The 16,873-nt window shown below is 69.7% G+C and carries 11 protein-coding genes; 3 read left to right on the top strand and 8 right to left on the bottom strand.

Annotated elements, in window-relative coordinates; translation table 11 throughout:
- Window positions 1-107 precede the first annotated feature (107 nt).
- Together EER27_RS09810 and EER27_RS09805 are read right to left on the bottom strand one after the other, a co-directional pair.
- A complete protein-coding gene (locus EER27_RS09810) occupies window positions 108-1,643 on the bottom strand; it encodes an alpha/beta hydrolase (protein WP_123087928.1) in 1,536 nt (511 codons plus the stop codon).
- Window positions 1,644-1,981: 338 nt separating this feature from the next.
- Window positions 1,982-2,746 carry a ferredoxin--NADP reductase gene (locus tag EER27_RS09805; RefSeq protein ID WP_123087927.1) on the bottom strand — a complete coding sequence of 255 codons (765 nt, stop codon included), beginning with the start codon at window positions 2,744-2,746 and terminating at the stop codon, window positions 1,982-1,984.
- Window positions 2,747-3,026: 280 nt separating this feature from the next.
- Between EER27_RS09805 and EER27_RS09800 the strand changes: the two genes are divergently transcribed.
- Window positions 3,027-4,004, top strand: coding sequence for an ABC transporter ATP-binding protein (locus tag EER27_RS09800; protein ID WP_123087926.1), 978 nt, complete (start codon window positions 3,027-3,029; stop codon window positions 4,002-4,004).
- Window positions 4,001-4,801 (top strand): ABC transporter permease, encoded by an 801-nt coding sequence (locus EER27_RS09795; protein WP_190285733.1) that lies wholly within the window; start codon window positions 4,001-4,003, stop codon window positions 4,799-4,801. The genes EER27_RS09800 and EER27_RS09795 overlap by 4 nt, the downstream gene beginning before the upstream one ends.
- Before the next feature lie 89 nt (window positions 4,802-4,890).
- Here the strand turns inward: EER27_RS09795 and EER27_RS09790 are convergent, their stop codons facing one another.
- From EER27_RS09790 to EER27_RS09770, 5 genes are all read right to left on the bottom strand, one after another.
- Complete coding sequence (locus EER27_RS09790) at window positions 4,891-7,983, bottom strand: efflux RND transporter permease subunit (protein ID WP_123087925.1); 3,093 nt, start codon at window positions 7,981-7,983, stop codon at window positions 4,891-4,893.
- Entirely contained in the window at window positions 7,980-9,134 is a 1,155-nt protein-coding gene (locus EER27_RS09785; protein WP_123087924.1) for an efflux RND transporter periplasmic adaptor subunit, read from the bottom strand. The genes EER27_RS09790 and EER27_RS09785 overlap by 4 nt, the downstream gene beginning before the upstream one ends.
- A gap of 100 nt (window positions 9,135-9,234) precedes the next feature.
- Window positions 9,235-10,140 carry a hypothetical protein gene (locus EER27_RS09780; RefSeq protein ID WP_123087923.1) on the bottom strand — a complete coding sequence of 302 codons (906 nt, stop codon included), beginning with the start codon at window positions 10,138-10,140 and terminating at the stop codon, window positions 9,235-9,237.
- On the bottom strand, window positions 10,137-10,943 hold the full coding sequence (locus EER27_RS09775; RefSeq protein ID WP_123087922.1) for a TatD family hydrolase: 807 nt from the start codon (window positions 10,941-10,943) through the stop codon (window positions 10,137-10,139). The genes EER27_RS09780 and EER27_RS09775 overlap by 4 nt, the downstream gene beginning before the upstream one ends.
- 679 nt (window positions 10,944-11,622) lie before the next feature.
- Complete coding sequence (locus EER27_RS09770) at window positions 11,623-12,399, bottom strand: rhomboid family intramembrane serine protease (RefSeq protein ID WP_425480836.1); 777 nt, start codon at window positions 12,397-12,399, stop codon at window positions 11,623-11,625.
- A gap of 163 nt (window positions 12,400-12,562) precedes the next feature.
- Here EER27_RS09770 and EER27_RS09765 point away from each other — a divergent pair, with 163 nt between their 5' ends.
- Window positions 12,563-13,732: a class I SAM-dependent rRNA methyltransferase gene (locus tag EER27_RS09765; protein ID WP_123087920.1), complete on the top strand. Its 1,170-nt coding sequence runs from the start codon at window positions 12,563-12,565 to the stop codon at window positions 13,730-13,732.
- Window positions 13,733-13,883: 151 nt separating this feature from the next.
- Here EER27_RS09765 and EER27_RS09760 read toward each other — a convergent pair whose 3' ends face one another.
- A complete protein-coding gene (locus tag EER27_RS09760) occupies window positions 13,884-16,865 on the bottom strand; it encodes a hybrid sensor histidine kinase/response regulator (RefSeq protein WP_123087919.1) in 2,982 nt (993 codons plus the stop codon).
- Window positions 16,866-16,873 lie beyond the last annotated feature (8 nt).

Raw genomic sequence — 16,873 nt, 5'->3', positions numbered from 1 at the left:
GGGAGTAGGAGGGACCGAGGGGCAGGTCGGCGGCTGCTGGGGCGGGCGCGTCGCGCGGCGTCTACCGCGCATCCATTCGCCCGCTCAGGCGTTGCCGCTCACCGCGCTCAGGGTTCCCAGCCGTTGAAGCTGGTGAAGGGCGGCACGTAGCCGATCGTGTCCAGGCACTTGCCGTCGAGCGCCTTGGCGTTGGCGGTTTCGATGAACTGGCCGATCAGCTTGGGCATGCAGCCCGTGCCGAGCACGTTGTGGCCCTGGCCTGCGAGCACGAAGTGACGGCCGTTGGGCAGGCCCTTGAGCACGCGATCGCCATACTCCGGTGGGGTCACCGGATCGATCTCGCCCGACATCAGCAACGCCGGCACCGGCGACCGGATGGGCGTGTTGAATCCGCTCGGGCGCTTGCCGGTCGGCCAGGCCTTGCACGCGGCGAAGAACATCGTGCTCATGTCCGCACCGATCACGGTATCGGCGTCGGCCGGGTCCGGACGCGCGCGGTCGGCGTCCTCGGCGCACAGCACCGACCACTGCATGCCACGCGTCATCTGGCCTTCCATGCTGCCGGTCACCAGCTGCGACAGCGCCATCAGCGGGGCGTAGCGGCCCTGCTCGGCATCGTCGATCACCACCGGCAGCAGCGCCGCCATCTGCGGCATGTACGAGAAGGCGTGGCTCAACCCGAGCACGCCCTCGCCGGTCAGCGTGTCGCGCTTGGTCACGCCGGTGGACGGGTCGCGGTAGTCCACCTCGACCGGTTGCGCCGACAAGCGCTGACGCACCGCCGTCAGCTGGCTGCGCAGGTCGCGCGGAAAGCGCGCCTTGCAGGCCGGCACCTTGTGGCAGTTGGCCGACTGCAGGCGCAGCGCACGCTCGAAGGTCCGTGCAAACTCGTTGCCCACCACCAGGTCGTTCGGCGCGATGCCGTCGAGCAGCATCGTGCGCGTGTGGCTGGGGTAGCGCGTGGCGTACTGCTGCGCCACGCGGGTGCCGTACGACACGCCGACGAGGTTGACCTGCTCGACGCCGAGCGCGGCACGCACCGCCTCCAGGTCGGTGATGGCTTCGGTGGTGGTGTACAGGCGCGGATCGGCCTTGCCTTGCAGCGCCGCGGCGCAGCGCTGGGCGAGGTCGGCGACCGTCGCCGTGTCGGCAATACGGGTTTCGTCGAAGGCTATCGGCTTGCCGTCGTTGCCCTTGCAGGCCAGCGTGCTGAGCGTGCCGGTGCCGCGCTGGTCGACCAGCACGATGTCGCGACGCTTGCGCACCTCGCGCAGCCCGTTGCTGACGGTCGCGGCGTGTTCCGTCGCCGCCTGGCCCGGGCCACCGGCAAGGAAGAACACCGGGTCCGCGGCCGGTTCGCCCCGGGCGTTGCTGGGCAGCCAGGCCAGGTTGAGGGTGATCTTGCGGCCTCCGGGCTTGGCCGGGTCCTCGGGCACGGCCAACGTCGCGCAGCGGCCGTCGATCGACTGCGGACTCACCGGGCTGCTCAGCGAGCAGGGCTTGAACGCGATCTTGCCGAACTGCCAGGTGCCGGCATCGGTGCCGCTGGCGGCGGTGGCGTCGTGGCTGCCATTCGGCGCGGAACAGCCGGGCAACAGCAGGGCCGCGGTCAAAGCGGCAATCAGATATCGAGCGGTGCGCATGAATCCCCTTGGGTGTGCGTGTAGCAGACACGTCGAGGATGGCAGACGGGGGCGGCGCGAAAAACCTGACATGTCCTTTCACGGGCGCTTCGAAGCACGCGGTCGGAACAGGCGCTGGAAACAGGCGTCGGCTACCGCGGCGGCCGCGTCGATCTCCGGGGCCGGGGACAGGTTGGGGCGAGACAGATCAGGCGGGCGACGCCGGGACGGACGTCCTGGCCCGTCGCGTCGGTTGCGGACGGCGCCCTGCGGTGCGCTGGCGTGCCCGGACGGGAGACAGGGAGTCTCCCGCGGAGCCCGGTCCCTCGTTCGGGGCCGGGACGGTGCAAGGCGAGCGCCTACTTGCTGCTGACGTACTTTTCGCGGCGGATCTGCGGCACCGGCAGGCCGTGCTCCTTGAGCGTCTCGAAGCAGGCATCGACCATGTTCGGGTTGCCGCACAGGTACGCGATGTCGCTCTGGGCGTCGGGCTGGAACTCGGCGAGGAACTGCTGCACGTAGCCGTGGCGCACGTCGGCATGGGCGTGGGGCGATCCTTCCGCCGGCAATTCGCGCGAGAAGCAGGGGACGAAACGGAAGCCCGGGTTTTCGTTGGCGAACTGGCGGAACTCGTCGCCGTACAACAGTTCTTCCGGATTGCGCGCACCGAACAGCAGCACGACCTCGGCACCGCGCTCGCGGATGGCCGCCTGCAGCAGCGGCAGCATCGCCCGGTACGGGGTCACGCCGGTGCCGGTGCCGATCAGGATGTAGCGCCGGTTGGCATCGGCCGGCATCAGGCAGAAGCGGCCGAACGGCCCGCTGGCGTCGATGGTGCCGCCCTCGGCCAGGCCCTCGAACAGCGCGGTGGCGGCGCCGCCGGGGACATAGCTGACCGCGATCTCGACCGATTCGCCCGCGCCCATCGCGTGGTCGTGGATGGTCGCCAGCGAGTAGCTGCGCTTGGTCGCGGTGCCATCGGCGTACTGGAAGTGCACCTGGATGAACTGGCCGGGCAGGTAGTCGAGCGGCTGGCCGTCGTCACGCACAAACACGTAGTGACCGACGGTCGGCGCGAGCATGCGGCGCGAGACAAGCTTGAGCGGGAAATGCTGGATGGCCACGGATCACGTCTTTGCAGGAGGAGGAGAGCCGGCGTCGATATCGCGGCAGTGACGCCCGCCCGGGTCGCACGCCCGGGTCGCACGCCGGCATGGCACACGCGGTGGAACACTGCGTGGCCTGGGTGCCGCCGCGCGGCCGCCTATACTACCCGCCTGCCGTCTTCGGGTCGTGCGGACGCGCCACGCGCGCGGCCCGAGGCGTTGTCCGAACCCGCCATGCGCGCCTGCGACGGCTGTCCCGCCGCGCCGCGTGGCCACCACGACGAGCTCCATCCAGCCGATGACCGACCCCAACCGCGACATTGCCCCCGCACTGTCGGTGCGCGACCTTCGCAAGACCTACGACAACAAGGTCGAGGCGCTCAAGGGCGTGTCCCTCGACGTGGCCCCCGGCGATTTCTTCGCCTTGCTCGGGCCCAACGGCGCCGGCAAGTCCACCCTGATCGGCATCGTCAGCTCGCTGGTCAACCTCAGTGCGGGCTCGGTCCAGGTGTTCGGCACCGACCTGCGCACCGACCGCGGCGCGGCGATGCGCATGATCGGGCTGGTTCCCCAGGAACTGAACTTCAACATGTTCGAGAAGCCGCTCGACATCCTGGTCAACTACGCCGGCTTCTACGGCGTGCCGCGCGAGGAGGCCCTGCAGCGCGCCGAGGTCGAACTCAAGCGCGCCCAGCTGTGGGAAAAGGCGACGCTGATGAGCCGCACGTTGTCGGGCGGCATGAAGCGCCGGCTGATGATTGCCCGGGCGATGATGACCCGTCCGCGCCTGCTGATCCTCGACGAGCCCACCGCCGGCGTCGACATCGAGATCCGCCGCGGCATGTGGAAGACGCTCAAGGAGATCAACGCCGCCGGCACCACGATCATCCTCACCACGCACTACCTCGAGGAAGCCGAGAGCCTGTGCCGCAACCTGGCGATCATCGACCGCGGCCACATCGTCGAGCAGGGTCCGATGAAGGCGCTGCTGGCCAAGCTCGACGTCGAAGGGTTCCTGTTCGACATCGACGGCCACCTGCCGGCACAGCTGCCGGCGATCGAGGGCACCACGCTGCTGGCCGAGGACGACCACACGCTCGATGTCGAGATGCCGCGTGCGATGGACCTCAACCGCGTGTTTGCGGCGCTCGGCGACGCGGGTATCCGCGTGCGTTCGATGCGCACCAAGAGCAACCGCCTCGAAGAACTGTTCGTGCGCCTGACCGGCGACAACGCCCCCGGCCAGGCCGCGGCACAACCGGAGAAGGCGGCATGAACGAGATCGCCAGCAACCCGCCCAGCATCGCCCAGCGCAACCTCACCGCCCTGGGCACGATCGTGCGCCGCGAGGTCACCCGCATCCTGCGCATCTGGGGCCAGACCCTGGTGCCGCCGGCCATCACGATGACGCTGTACTTCCTGATCTTCGGTGGCCTGATCGGTTCGCGCGTCGGCCAGATGGACGGCATCCGCTACATGGATTTCATCGTCCCCGGCCTGGTGATGATGAGCGTGATCCAGAACAGCTACGGCAACATCTCGTCGAGTTTCTTCGGCGCCAAGTTCGGCCGCCACATCGAGGAGCTGCTGGTCAGCCCGATGCCCAACTGGGTGATCCTGACCGGCTACGTCACCGGTGCGGTGCTGCGCGGCATGATGGTCGGCGCGATCGTGCTGTGCATCGCGATGCTGTTCACCAAGGTGCGCGTGCCGCATCCGCTGGTGACCTTCAGCACCGTGCTGCTGGGCGCGACGATCTTCGCCCTGGCCGGCTTCGTCAACGCGGTGTACGCCAAGAAGTTCGACGACATCGCGATCGTGCCGACCTTCATCCTGACGCCGCTGACCTACCTGGGCGGCGTGTTCTATTCGGTCAAGCTGCTGCCGTCCTGGGCCGAGGCCGCCACCCACGCCAACCCGATCTTCTACATGGTCAACGCGTTCCGCTACGGCCTGCTGGGCGTCAGTGACGTGTCGCTGTGGGTGTCGTACTCGTTGATGCTGGGCTTCGTCGCCGCCCTGGCCGGACTGGGGTTGTGGTTGCTCAAGCGCGGCGTCGGCCTGCGCAGCTGACGGGCCGGCGCGCCGCTGAGGCGGTGCTAGTTCCAAAAGAATGGACCCGCGTCGCGCGGGCCCTTTCTGTTTTTGCGGTATGCGACGCCTCAAGCCGGGGCGTCGGCCTTCGCGGCGACCGGGTGCGGGTGGGTCGAGCCGCGACCGAACTTGCCGCTGACCCACTCTCCCAGGTCGTCGACCACCGTGAATGCCGCCGGGATCACCAGCAGGCTCAGCAGGGTCGAGGTGATCAGCCCGCCGATCACCGCCACCGCCATGGGCGCGCGGAAGCTCGAATCACCGGCGAAACCCAATGCGATCGGCAGCATGCCCGCACCCATCGCCAGGGTGGTCATGATCACCGGCTGCGCGCGCTTGCGGCAGGCGTCCACCAGCGCGTCGTGCTGGGTCAGGCCCATCTTGTCCTCGGCGATCACCGCGTAGTCCACCAGCAGGATCGAATTCTTGGTGGCGATGCCGATCAGCATCAGCAGGCCGATCAGCGCCGGCAGCGACAGCATGTTCTGGGTCAGTAGCAGCGCGCCGAACGCACCGCCGGCGCACAGCGGCACCGCGGTCAGGATGGTCAGCGGTTGCAACGCGTGGTTGAACAGCAACAACAGCACCATGTAGATGCACACCAGGCCGGCACCCATCGCCAGCACGAAGCCGACGAACAGCTCGACGAACACCTCCGCGTCACCGGCGTTGAGGAAGCTCACGCTCGGCGCCGGCGCCTTCACCGATGGCAGCGCGCTGACCTCTTTCATGACCTCGCCCAGCGGACGGCCGTTGAGTTCGGCGGTGAAGGTGATGTTGCGCTGGCGCTGGTAGCGCGAGATCTGCGCCGGGCCGCTGGCCTGGCGGATGTCGGCCACCGCCGCCAGCGGCACCGGGCCGTGGCGGCCGGGCACGCGCAACTGCGCGACCAGGGCCGGGTCGGCGAGGGTGTCGCGCGCGAAACCGACACGGATCGGCAGCTGGCGTTCGGGCAGGTTGAGCTTGGCCAGGTACTGGCTGTAGTCACCGCTGGTGGCGATGCGCGCGGCTTCGGCGATGTCGGCCGTGGACACGCCCAGGTCGGCGGCACGCGCCGGGTCCGGGGTGATCACGATTTCCGGTCGCAGCAGCGACGCCGACGACGACACGCTGCCCAGGCCCTTGAGCGTGCGCAGATCGCGTTCGAGCGCGAGCGCGGCGTCGTCGAGATTGCGCGGGTCGTCGCCGGCCAGGACCAGCTGCATCACCTCGCCCGGCTCGGTGCTGAGGAAACTCACGCGTGCGCCGGGCAGGTCGGCCAGGCGTGCGCGGACCTCGCGCTCCAGCGCCTTCTGATCGCGCGAACGGTCCTCGGCCTTGCCCCAGTCCAGCACCAGGGTGGCCTTGCGTGCCTCGCCGACGCCGCTCTTGTTGGGGTCGCCCAGGTCGATCACGCTGCCGATCGTGGTGTAGACCTGCTTGAGCTCGGGGATCGCGGCCAGACGCGCGCGCGCGGCCTGGTCGAGCGCCACGGTTTCCTCCAGGCGGGTGCCCGGCGGCAACTCCAGGCTGAGGTTGCTGCGGCCCATGTCCGAGAACGGAATGAAGGTGGCCGGGATCAGCGGCACCAGCGCCAGCGATGCGACGAACATGCCGGTGGCCAGCCACAGGGTGCGTGCGCGGTGGCGCAGCGCCGCATCCACCCAGCCCAGGTACCAGCGCATCAAGCGCGTGTCGCCTTCCGTGACCGGGTGCGCCTTCAGCGTGTACGCGGCCATCATCGGCGTGAGCAGGCGGGCGACCAGCAGCGAGAACAGCACCGCGGTCGCCGCGGTCCAGCCGAACTCGCGGAAGAACTTGCCGGCAATGCCGGGCATGAACGCGACCGGCACGAACACCGCCGCGAGCGTCATCGAGGTGGCGACCACGGCCATGCCGATCTCGTCGGCGGCCTCGCGCGCGGCTTCCAGTGGCGGCTTGCCCATGCGCAGGTGGCGCACGATGTTTTCGATCTCGACGATCGCGTCGTCCACCAGGATGCCGACCACCACCGACAGCGCCAGCAGCGTGATCAGGTTCAGCGTGAAACCGAACAGGTACATCACCGCGAACGTCGGGATGATCGACAGCGGCAACGCCACCGCCGACACCCAGGTGGCGCGCCAGTCGCGCAGGAACAGCCACACCACCAGCAGCGCCAGCAGTGCACCCTCCCACAGCATCGTCATCGACGATTCGTAGGAGCGCTCGGCCTCTTCGACCATCGAGGTGACCAGCTGGAACTTCACGCCCGGGTGCGCGGCCTCGAGCGTGGCGATGGTCTTCTCGACTTCTTCGGCGACGTCCAGTTCGCTCGAGCCACGGCTGCGCGACAGCGAGAACGCGACCACCGGCTTGCCGTCCAGCAGGGCCACCTGGTCGGGATCGGCCGCGGCGTCGCTGATCGTCGCCAGCGCCGTCAGGCGCACCGCGCGGCCATCGTTGAGCACGATCGAGAACCCGCGCAGGGCATTGGCGTCGGCGATGGTGCCGACGGCGCGGATCACCTGCTGGCGGCCGTCCAGCTCGGCCTTGCCGCCGGGCAGTTCGGCCTGGCTGCGCGCGAGCTGCCGGGACACTTCGCCGGCGCTGATGCCGTAGGCCTGCAGCGCCTGCGGGTCGAGGTCGACGCGTACCTGGCGTTCGACGCCGCCCTGGCGCTTGACCACCGCCACGCCGGGCACGCCGTACATCGCCTTGCTGACCTCGCGGTCGACGAACCAGCTCAGCTCGTCCACGCTCAGCCGCGAGGACGCGACGGCGTAGGTCATCAGCGAACCGCCGATGTCGACCTTGGCCACGATCGGTTCGCGGATGTCCTGCGGCAGATCGGCGCGCACGCGGGTCACGGCATCGCGGGTGTCGTCGAGCGCCGTCGCCAGGTCGGTGTCCAGATCGAACTCGATGGTGGTGGTGCTGACACCTTCGCTGACGTGCGACATCGTGCGCTTGATGCCGTTGATTGCCGCGACCGAATCCTCGATGCGGCGCGTGACCTCGGTTTCCAGTTGGCTCGGCGACGCGCCGGGCAACGGCACGGTCACGGTGACCATGGGGAACGCAATGTCGGGGAAGCGCGCCACCGGCAACTTGTGGAAGCCCCACAGTCCGGCCACGCACAGCACGAAGAACAGCATCAGCGCCGGCAGCGGTCGCTTGATCGCCCAGGTCGAGAGGTTCATTGCGCGGTCGCCGGGTGGGCGTTGGCGGTGGCCGGTGCGGCCGTGGGCGTGGCGATCACGCGCACCAGGTCACCGTCGCCGAGGAAGCCAGCGCCCTGATTGACCACGCGCATGCCGGCCTTCAGGCCTTCGAGGATTTCGACCCGGCCGTCGACGCGGCTGCCGGTGCGCACGCGCAGGCGGCGGACGGTGCGGCCGTCGTCGGCGGTGAACACGTACGCATGGCCGTCGCGCTGCACCACCGAGGCCGCCGGCACCACCAACGCGTTGCCGCGCCCGGTCGCGATGCGCCCTTCGACGAAGCTGCCGGCCTGCAGGGCACCGGGTTGAGGCAGATCGGCGTGCACGGTGCCGGTGCGCGTGGCGGCGTCGACCCCGGGACTGACCGCGCGCACCCGGCCGGTGACTTCGCCGTCGCGGGTGGCGATGCGCACGGTCATGCCCGGCCGCACGAGTGCCAACTCGGCGTCGGCCAGTTCGGCGCGCCACTCCAGGCGGCCCTGGCGGATCAGTCGCAGCAGCTCGCCGCCGGCCGCCACCACCTGGCCTGGCTGCACGAGTCGCTTGCTGATCACGCCGTCGTCTGGCGCGCGCAGGCTGGCGAAATCGCGTCGCAGCTGGCTGGCGTCGCGCGCGGCGGCGGCCGTGGCGCGACGTGCCTGCGCCTGCACGCGCGCGGCGCGCAGCTCGTCCAGGGCGCTGGCGCTGATGAGTTTTTCGTTGGCCAGCGCCTGGCCGCGGTTGAGGTTGGCTTGCGCCAGCTGCAGCCCGGCCTCGGCTTCGGCCAGCGCGGCGCGCGACTGGGCCAGGTCGCTGTCGAGCATGCGGTGGTCCAGTTCGAGCAGCACCTGGCCGCGTCGCACCACCTGTCCGACGTCGACGTGCAGTGCGGTCACCCGCAACCCACTCACCTCGACGCCCAGCTGCATCTCCTCCCAGGCCGCGACCGGGCCGGAGACGGTGACGCTGCGTTCGATCTCGCGTGCCTGCACCGGCACCATGCCAACGGCGAGGGTGGCCGCCGGTGCCGAGGCGGCGGTCGCCTGGTCCTCGCCGCCGCATCCGACCAGCATCAAGGTGACCAGCGCGAGCGCGGCAAGGCGCGGCGAACGGGACAGCGGAGCAAGCAGGCGCGACGGCGGGCAGGGCATGGGCACGATCCGTTGGGGGCGTCGACGGGCGACGACCAGCGGATATTATCGAACTGGGTAGTACAGATATAGCTGGCGGATCCTCCGTCCGCCCCGGGGTTCAGCCGCCGGCGGTTGTCCGCGCCTTCGCCAGCCGGTGTCCGACCAGTCGCGACAGGCACCAGGCCAGCAGCGGGCAGGCCAGCAGCAACGCCAGCGCGACCAGGCCAAGCACGTCGTTGCTGCTGATCTTGAGCAGTGACGTGCGGCTGGCCATCGCCACCAGCAGCAACAGCGGGCCCACCAGCAGCGCCGAAACGAACGGTGGCCAGACGCCGGGACCGTGGCGCATGGGCGCGATCAACCAGGCCAACCCCAGCACCACGCCGAGCACCAGCGCCAGCCACGGCAGACCATTGGCCAGCAACTCCATCGGAACCAGCTCGAGCATGCCGATCAGCCGACCCTGCAACGGCACCACGCCGATGCACGCGCCAAACGCGACCACGCTGCCCAGCATCCGCCGCGCGCCCGGATGCCAGGTCACCGGCGTCACGCCGCCGCCGCCCACACGCCAGGCCAGCAGCAGGCCAAGCCAGGCCACCAGCATCATCTGCACCAGCGACACCAGCGGCAGCCAATACATCATCATGCCCAGCCGTCCCACGTCGTTGCCCATCCACGCCTTCATCAGCGGTTCGCGCGCCCACGACAGCAGGAACGAGCCGAGGTAGAACACCACCACCGCGGCAAGCAAGGCGACGAGGAAGCGGCGCGGAACCCCCCGGCGGTCCACCATCGCCGCGGCGAACGCCACGTTGATGCCCACCAGCAGTCCGGTCCCGCACAGCGAGTTGAGCCATTCGCCGAGGTAGGCGAGCTCGTCGCCGCCCTGGGCGCGTGAGGAGGCGGCCACCACTGCCAGGGTTGCGAGCGTGATCGCCAGCAGCACGGCGCCCAGGGCCAGCGGAAAGGCCGGGGCGGAGCGCACGCCGGTGGCAACGGGAGGCTGGGGCTTGGCGGTCATGCGGACGGTTCCGGGTTGGGCAGGCGGAAGAAGGCGCGGCTGGTGGCGGTCGCGTTGGCGGCGGTGATGGCGACGTCCTCGCCGCGATCGCGCGCGAGTTCCTCGACGATGTGGGCCAGATAGTGCGGCTCGTTGCGGCGATGCGCCCGCGCCGGCTTGACCGTGCGTGGCAGCAGGTAGGGGGCGTCGGTCTCGATCATCAGGCGGTTGGCCGGGATGTGGCGGACCAGCTCACGCAGGTGCTGGCCGCGTCGCTCGTCGCACAGCCATCCGGTGATGCCGATGTGCCAGTCGTGATCGAGGCAGTCGAACAACTCCTCGCGCGTACCGGTGAAGCAATGCACCACGGCCGGGCCGAGCCGGCCGTCGAAGTTGCGCATCATCGACACGAAGTCGGCGTGCGCGTCACGCTGGTGCAGGAAGAGCGGCTTCTTCGTTTCGGCCGCGATCTGAAGCTGCAGTTCGAAGGCCCGCCGCTGCGCGGGTCGTGGCGAGAAATCGCGGAAGTAGTCCAGGCCGCATTCGCCGACCGCCACCACCTCGGCGTGCGAATGCAGCGCGCGCATTTCCGCATCGCATTCGGCGGTGTACTCGCTGGCGTGGTGCGGGTGCACTCCGGCGGTCGCGAACAATTCGCCCGGATGCTTGCGTGCCAGCTTCAGCGCCAACGGCGAGTGTTCGCGGCTGGCGCCGGTGACCACCATCTGCACCACGCCGGCGTCGCGCGCGCGTTGCAGGACCGCGTCGCGGTCGGGGTCGAATGAGTCGTGGGTGAGGTTGGCGCCGATATCGATCAGATGCATCCGGGGATTCTAGGGCGTGTCCCGCGATTCGCCGCCATCGCGGGACACGGCGCGGTGCCGTTGTGTGACCGATCGCCTGCCGTGATGGCTGGCCGCGTGCGACTGGATGCCGCCCCAGCCTCGATGCCGCGATCGGCCGGCGCATTCGACCAATGGGTAATTGACGGGATGGCCCGACTCTGCGGATCGTCGGGTTGACGCAACGCCGCCCAAGGGGGGAGGTCGGTGCGGAATCCTTTCCGGGCTGGAGTCCAGCGATGCCGTCCACGATCAGGGCCGTGCCCAGGCGATCGCGCGTGCCGCGAACGCCGTCACTCCGACCGTCCACCGGTATCGATCCGGGCGCGGCATGCGGGCCGGGCCGGTCGTACCGCCACCAAGCGCCGTGCCGACCAGGCATACGCCTGCGCCATCGCCGCAGAACCGACGTTGGCCAGGGGTAGCCGTGGGCGTTTGAACCGTTTCGGGTAGGCCCGGAGCCGTCGACGTCCTGCCGGCACTCCGGGCCACGCGCCAGTGCGACGGAGTCTCGCTGGCGTCGGTGGCGCGGAAACGTGCCGCCTGCGGTAACGGAAGGGGATCCCAAGGATCGGGATTCCCTTCCGGGCCCCGTCCCGGATGATCGCGCCAGGCGAACCGCGCGCGCCGCCGGCCTCCGCCGCGCGTCGTGGCGGGTCGGTCAGCCGTCGCGGCGGGGCGGGAACTGCAGTACCACGCCACGACGGTCGTCGTCGTCGGGGCGATGCCACAGCACCGGCACCGCCTCGGGCGAGGGCGGTTCCAGTGTGTCGAGTTCGCGTTGTGCGGCTTGCGCGGCCAGTTCCTCTTCGATCTCCCAGCTGTAGCGCTTGCGCGGCGCCAGCGGATCGCGCAAGCGCCACAACCAGGCGGCGGCGACGCCGGCGACCGCGCCACCCAGGTGCGATTGCCACGAGATGCCGGCTTCGCGCGGCAGCACCGTCAGCAGCATGCCGCCGTACAGGAGGAAGGCGATCATTGCCGCGGCGATCGACGGCCGATCGCGCCGCAGCAATCCCAGCACGAACACCAGGAACATCAGCCCGTGGGTGAGGCCACTGGCGCCGAGGTGGTGGGTGCCGGGCGCACCGAGCAGCCACGCGCCAAGCCCGGAGCCAAGCCAGATCAGCGGCAGCGCGCGAACGGTGGCGCGCGGGTACATGCCACCGGCCAGCGTGCCCAGCATCAGCAGCGAGATCGCGTTGCTGGCCAGGTGCTCGAACGAGCCGTGCAGCAGCGGGGCCGCCAACAGCCCCCACAGTCCCGCCAGCTCGCCCGGCTGCACCGCCCAGGCGGCGGCATCGAATTGCCCTTGCGCGCTGAATACCGCCGCCAGCAGCAGTACGAACGCGAGGCTGGCGTTGAAGGCACGCTGCCATCGTCGGCGATCTGCCGTGCGCTGATCCGGGCTGTCGGGGGGCGGTTCGTGGGTTGGCAGGTGCATTCCTGTCAGGTGGCGCTGCTTGCCGCGATTGCAAGGGCGGGGGTGAACGGTCCGGCGTGGAATCGCGTCGTCTCACGGCTCCGCGGCGACCGGCTTCTGGTCGTTTGGGCACACAGGCCCGTCCTTGGAGGCAAGACGGCCCGCGTACAATGGCCGGATGACTACCGATACCCCGACCGTACGCCTCAAGAACGCCTGGAAATCCACCCACCCCTGGATCTTCCAGCGCCTCGTCGACAAACCCGCCACCCGCCCGAAGTCCGGGCAGATCGTCAACGTGGTCGGTGTCGACGGCGAATGGATCGGTCGCGGGTTCTACAACGGCCACTCGCGCATCGCCCTGCGCATGCTCGAGAGCGATCCGAACGTCGAGGTCGACGCCGGCTGGTTTGCACGCAAGATCGCCGCGGCGGTGTCGCTGCGTCGCGACGTGCTTCGCCTGGACGAGGTCAGCGACGCCTGGCGCGTGGTGCACAGCGAAGGTGACGGCATCAGCGGCTTGGTGGTTGACCGGTACGGCGACCTGCTGGTGCTGGAGTTCTTCAGCGCCGGTGCGTTCCGCTACCGCGAGTGGATCCAGGCCGCGCTGCGCGAACAGTTCCCGGACTGCCGCTTCTACATGTTTGCCGAAGAGCACGTGCAGAAGCAGGAGAGCTTCGATTTCCGCGGCACACCGGCACCGGCACCGAGCGTGATCACCGAGTACGGCGTGAAGTTCCGCGCCGATCCGGCCGGTGCGCACAAGACCGGCTTCTTCGCCGACCAGCGCGAGAACCGCGAGTGGCTGTCGCAGCAGTGCCGCGACAAGCGCGTGCTCGACCTGTGCTGCAACACCGGCGGGTTTGGCGTGTACGCCAAGGTGCGCGGCGCCGAGGAAGTCATCGGCGTGGACATCGACGAGGACGTGCTCGACATCGCCAAGGGCAATGCCAAGCTCAACGGCGCGCAGGTGAAGTTCGTGCAGGCCGACATCTTTCCCTACCTGCGCGACATGGGTAACGCGGGCGAGCAGTTCGACGTGGTGATCCTCGATCCGGCCAAGATGACGCGCGATCGCGAGCAGGTGATCCCGGCGCTGAAGAAGTACCTGGACATGAACAAGCTCGCGCTCGGCGTGGTCAAGCCCGGCGGCATGCTTGCGACGTTCTCGTGCACCGGCCTGGTCAGTGAGGAACAGTTCCTCGACATGATCCGGCGCGCCGCCTTCTACGCCAACCGCACCGTGCAGATCCTCAAGGTGTCCGGCGCCGGCGCCGATCACCCGTGGCTGGCGCAGGTGCCGGAGTCTCGTTACCTCAAGGCGGTGTTCTGCCGCGTGCTGGATTGATCGATCCGCGCCCGCCCGCGACGGGCGCTACGGCGTGGGGTGCCAGCGCTGCGGTGCCGCACCCCGGCGGGACGACCTGACGCTTTCGAGGCTGTCCACCGCACGTCATCCCGCGCCACACCAAGCCACGGCCAATGCGCCGGCAGGCGCGTCACGACCCGTAGCGCACCGTGATGTGCGACTGCAGGCGTTGCACCGCCGTCACCAGTTCGGCGGCCAGGGGCAGCACCGAAGGCCACTCGCCATCGCGCGCCTCGGCTTCCAGCATCGCCGCGGCTTCGGCCAGGTCCAGGGCGCCGACCATGCGCGAGGCGCCCTTGATCTTGTGTGCCTCGCGCGTCAATGCGGCCTGGTCGCCGGCGTCGCGCGCGGCGGCAAGGTTGGCCAGGTCCTGGTGCGTGCTGGAGAGAAAGTCCTCCAGCACCGCGCGTTCCTCGTCGTGCGAAGCGCCACACAGCTGGGCGAGGGCATCGTGGTCGAGCGTCTCGGCCCGCTGCACGCTGCGTTGGCGATCGGCGGACGTACTGCCGCCGGCCGGCGTCCTCGATGTCGCGACGGCATCGGGCCGTGTCCAGTTCGCGGCGCGCAGCGCGGCCAGCGAGGTGGCCAGCCCGGCCCCCTGCGGCCCGTCGGCGTTGCCGGCGCGCAGGTGCGGCAACCACCGCTCGATGCAGTTGACCAATGCCGCTACCGACACCGGTTTGGCGAGGTAGTCGTCCATGCCGGCGGCCAGGCAGCGCTCGGCCTCGCCCTTCAGCGCCGAGGCGGTCAGGGCAATGATCGCCGTGCGCGCCGCGCCGCTGTGGTTCTCCTCGGCGCGGATGGCCCCGGCCAGCGCGTACCCGTCCAGCCGCGGCATGTGCACGTCGCTGAGCACCATCGCGAAGCGCCCGGTTCGCCAGCGTTCGAGACCGTCCTGGCCATCCACCGCGGCCTCGCTGGCGTAACCGGCCAAGGCCAGCTGCCGGGCGATCACCAGGCGGTTGGTCGGGTGGTCGTCGACCAGCAGGATCAGGCTGCGTTCGCGTTCGGCCTCGATGATGGTCGGCAGGGGCCGGGGCGAGAAGCCCGGCGCGCTGCGCGCGTCGCCGACTTCCGGTGGCAGCTCGGCCGGGTCGGCCCGGTCCAGCACCACGGTCATGCGCATCGTCGTGCCCAGCCCCGGCACGCTTTCCATGCTGACGCTGCCGCCCATCAGCTCGGCCAGTCGCCGGCAGATCGCCAGCCCGAGACCGGTGCCGCCAAAGCGGCGCGTGGTGTCGCCCTCGGCCTGACTGAAAGGCTGAAACAGGTGCTGCTGCGCTTCGATGCCGATACCGATGCCACTGTCGGTGACGCGCAGGCCGATCCGCTCACGCCCGAGGCCAAAACGGCCGTCGTCGCCGGCAAGCAGGCCCTGCGACTCCAGCGCGACTTCGACCCGCCCGCTTTCGGTGAACTTGATCGCGTTGGACAGGAAGTTGGACAGGATCTGCCTCAGCCGCAACGCGTCGGCGTAGTGCGCCGCGGCAATGCGCTCGTCGATCCGGCACACCAGCTCCAGCCCCTTGCTCGATGCCGAGCCGGAATAGTTGGCCGCCGTGCTGCGCACCAGGGACGGCAGGCTGGCGACCTCGGGCGACAACTCGAGCCTGCCTGCCTCGATCTTCGAGAAGTCGAGGATGTCGCCGATGATCCGCAGCAGCGATTGGGAGGACTGCTGGATCACGTTGAGCGCGTGCCGTTGCTCGGGCGCCAGCTCGGTGTGGGAGAGGATCTCGACCATGCCGGTGACACCGATCATCGGCGTGCGGATCTCGTGGCTCATCGCGGCCAGGAACGAGGACTTGGCCACGTTGGCGGCCTGCGCGCGGGCCTCGCTTTCGCGCAGCTTGCGTTCCAGCCGCTTGAGCATCGACAGGTCCGCCGCCACGACCAGCAGCCCGTGCAGCTCGCCGTCGTCGCCGTGCATCGCGCTGACCGCCAGCAGGCTGGGCACGGAACGGCCGTCGGCATTGCGCAGCAGCGCCTCGCGCGGCGCCGCCTGGTCCTCGGCGAGCATGCGCAACGCATTCCAGTCGGCCGGCACCGCCTGCCCCCGCGCCAGGCGCAGCGCGGCGGCCAGCTCCTCCAGTGTCTCGGTCGCGAACACCGCGTGCAGCGGCTGGCGGCCGATCAGTTCGGCGGCGCTGCGGCCCAGCAGACGCTCGGCGAACGGGTTGAGCTGGGTGAACACGCCTTGCGCGTCGACGGTCAGGATCGCCGTCTGCGCGGCGTTGAGCAACGAGCGCTGGAACGCCTCGCGGTGTTCGAGCTCCTCGCGCAGGCGTTCGGTATGGATGAGGTGGTCGGTGAGGCGCGTCTCGAAACGCAGCACGCTGCCGCGCATGTCGATGAACGCGTCCATCACCGTGCCCAGTTCGCCGCGCGGGTGGAAGGTGGGCGCGGCCACGTAGTCGTGTGCTCGCATGCGCTTGACCAGCCAGGTCAGGCTTTCGATGCCACGGTAGGCGTTGCGCAGCACCGCTCGGCCCAGCAGCGCGACCATCGCCAGCGTCAGCAGGGTCAACCCGATGCGCAGCGCGCTGACCCGGCGGTTGCGCGCCAGGTCGGCACTCACCAGCGCGTCGGCCTCCAGCATCGCCAGGTCCGACAGCCGCTGGAATCGCGATGTCACCGGATCGATCGCCGGGAACAGAGCGGTGTCGGCGAAGCGGCCGAGCGTGGCGATGTCCTGGCGCACCAGGATCGCGCGCAGTTGCACGGCGGCGCGATCGGCAGGGCCGCGCGCGGCGCGGAGCTCATCGAACATCGCCTGCTGTTGCCGATTCCGCGGCATCGCCGCCAGTGCGACCCACTCGCGGTCGATCCGGACGCGCGCAGCGTCGACCGTCCTGACGCCCTGCTCCCAGCTGACCAGGTGGTTGCGGACGCGGAACGTGGTGTCGACCACGTCCAGTCCGTAGGCGTCGGAGATCGCCTTGATCCGCCGCAGGCGCTGCAGCGATTCGTTCTTCATCGTCAGCAGCGACTCGCGGGCGCGGTACTGCGCCATTTCGTCGATGACCAGCACGCTGAGCCCGGCAAGCAGGAACAACCCGAACAGCGCCAGCAACTGGTGGCGGGTGCCCAGGCTGTCCAGCCAGCGGCGCATGGGCAGCC

This window comes from Montanilutibacter psychrotolerans (genome assembly GCF_003719825.1).
Taxonomy (GTDB): domain Bacteria; phylum Pseudomonadota; class Gammaproteobacteria; order Xanthomonadales; family Xanthomonadaceae; genus Montanilutibacter; species Montanilutibacter psychrotolerans.
The sequence above is the reverse complement of the archived record's forward strand: the minus strand, read 5'-3'. Positions and strand labels throughout refer to the sequence as shown.

Bases quoted from the DNA above. Each gene is read 5' to 3' on its own strand.
- EER27_RS09795 (WP_190285733.1), top strand. From the start codon at position 4,001: ATGAACGAGATCGCCAGCAACCCGCCCAGCATCGCCCAGCGCAACCTC.
- EER27_RS09765 (WP_123087920.1), top strand. From the start codon at position 12,563: ATGACTACCGATACCCCGACCGTACGCCTCAAGAACGCCTGGAAATCC.
- EER27_RS09785 (WP_123087924.1), bottom strand. From the start codon at position 9,134: ATGCCCTGCCCGCCGTCGCGCCTGCTTGCTCCGCTGTCCCGTTCGCCG.
- EER27_RS09775 (WP_123087922.1), bottom strand. From the start codon at position 10,943: ATGCATCTGATCGATATCGGCGCCAACCTCACCCACGACTCATTCGAC.
- EER27_RS09810 (WP_123087928.1), bottom strand. From the start codon at position 1,643: ATGCGCACCGCTCGATATCTGATTGCCGCTTTGACCGCGGCCCTGCTG.
- EER27_RS09760 (WP_123087919.1), bottom strand. From the start codon at position 16,865: ATGCGCCGCTGGCTGGACAGCCTGGGCACCCGCCACCAGTTGCTGGCG.
- EER27_RS09780 (WP_123087923.1), bottom strand. From the start codon at position 10,140: ATGACCGCCAAGCCCCAGCCTCCCGTTGCCACCGGCGTGCGCTCCGCC.
- EER27_RS09800 (WP_123087926.1), top strand. From the start codon at position 3,027: ATGACCGACCCCAACCGCGACATTGCCCCCGCACTGTCGGTGCGCGAC.
- EER27_RS09790 (WP_123087925.1), bottom strand. From the start codon at position 7,983: ATGAACCTCTCGACCTGGGCGATCAAGCGACCGCTGCCGGCGCTGATG.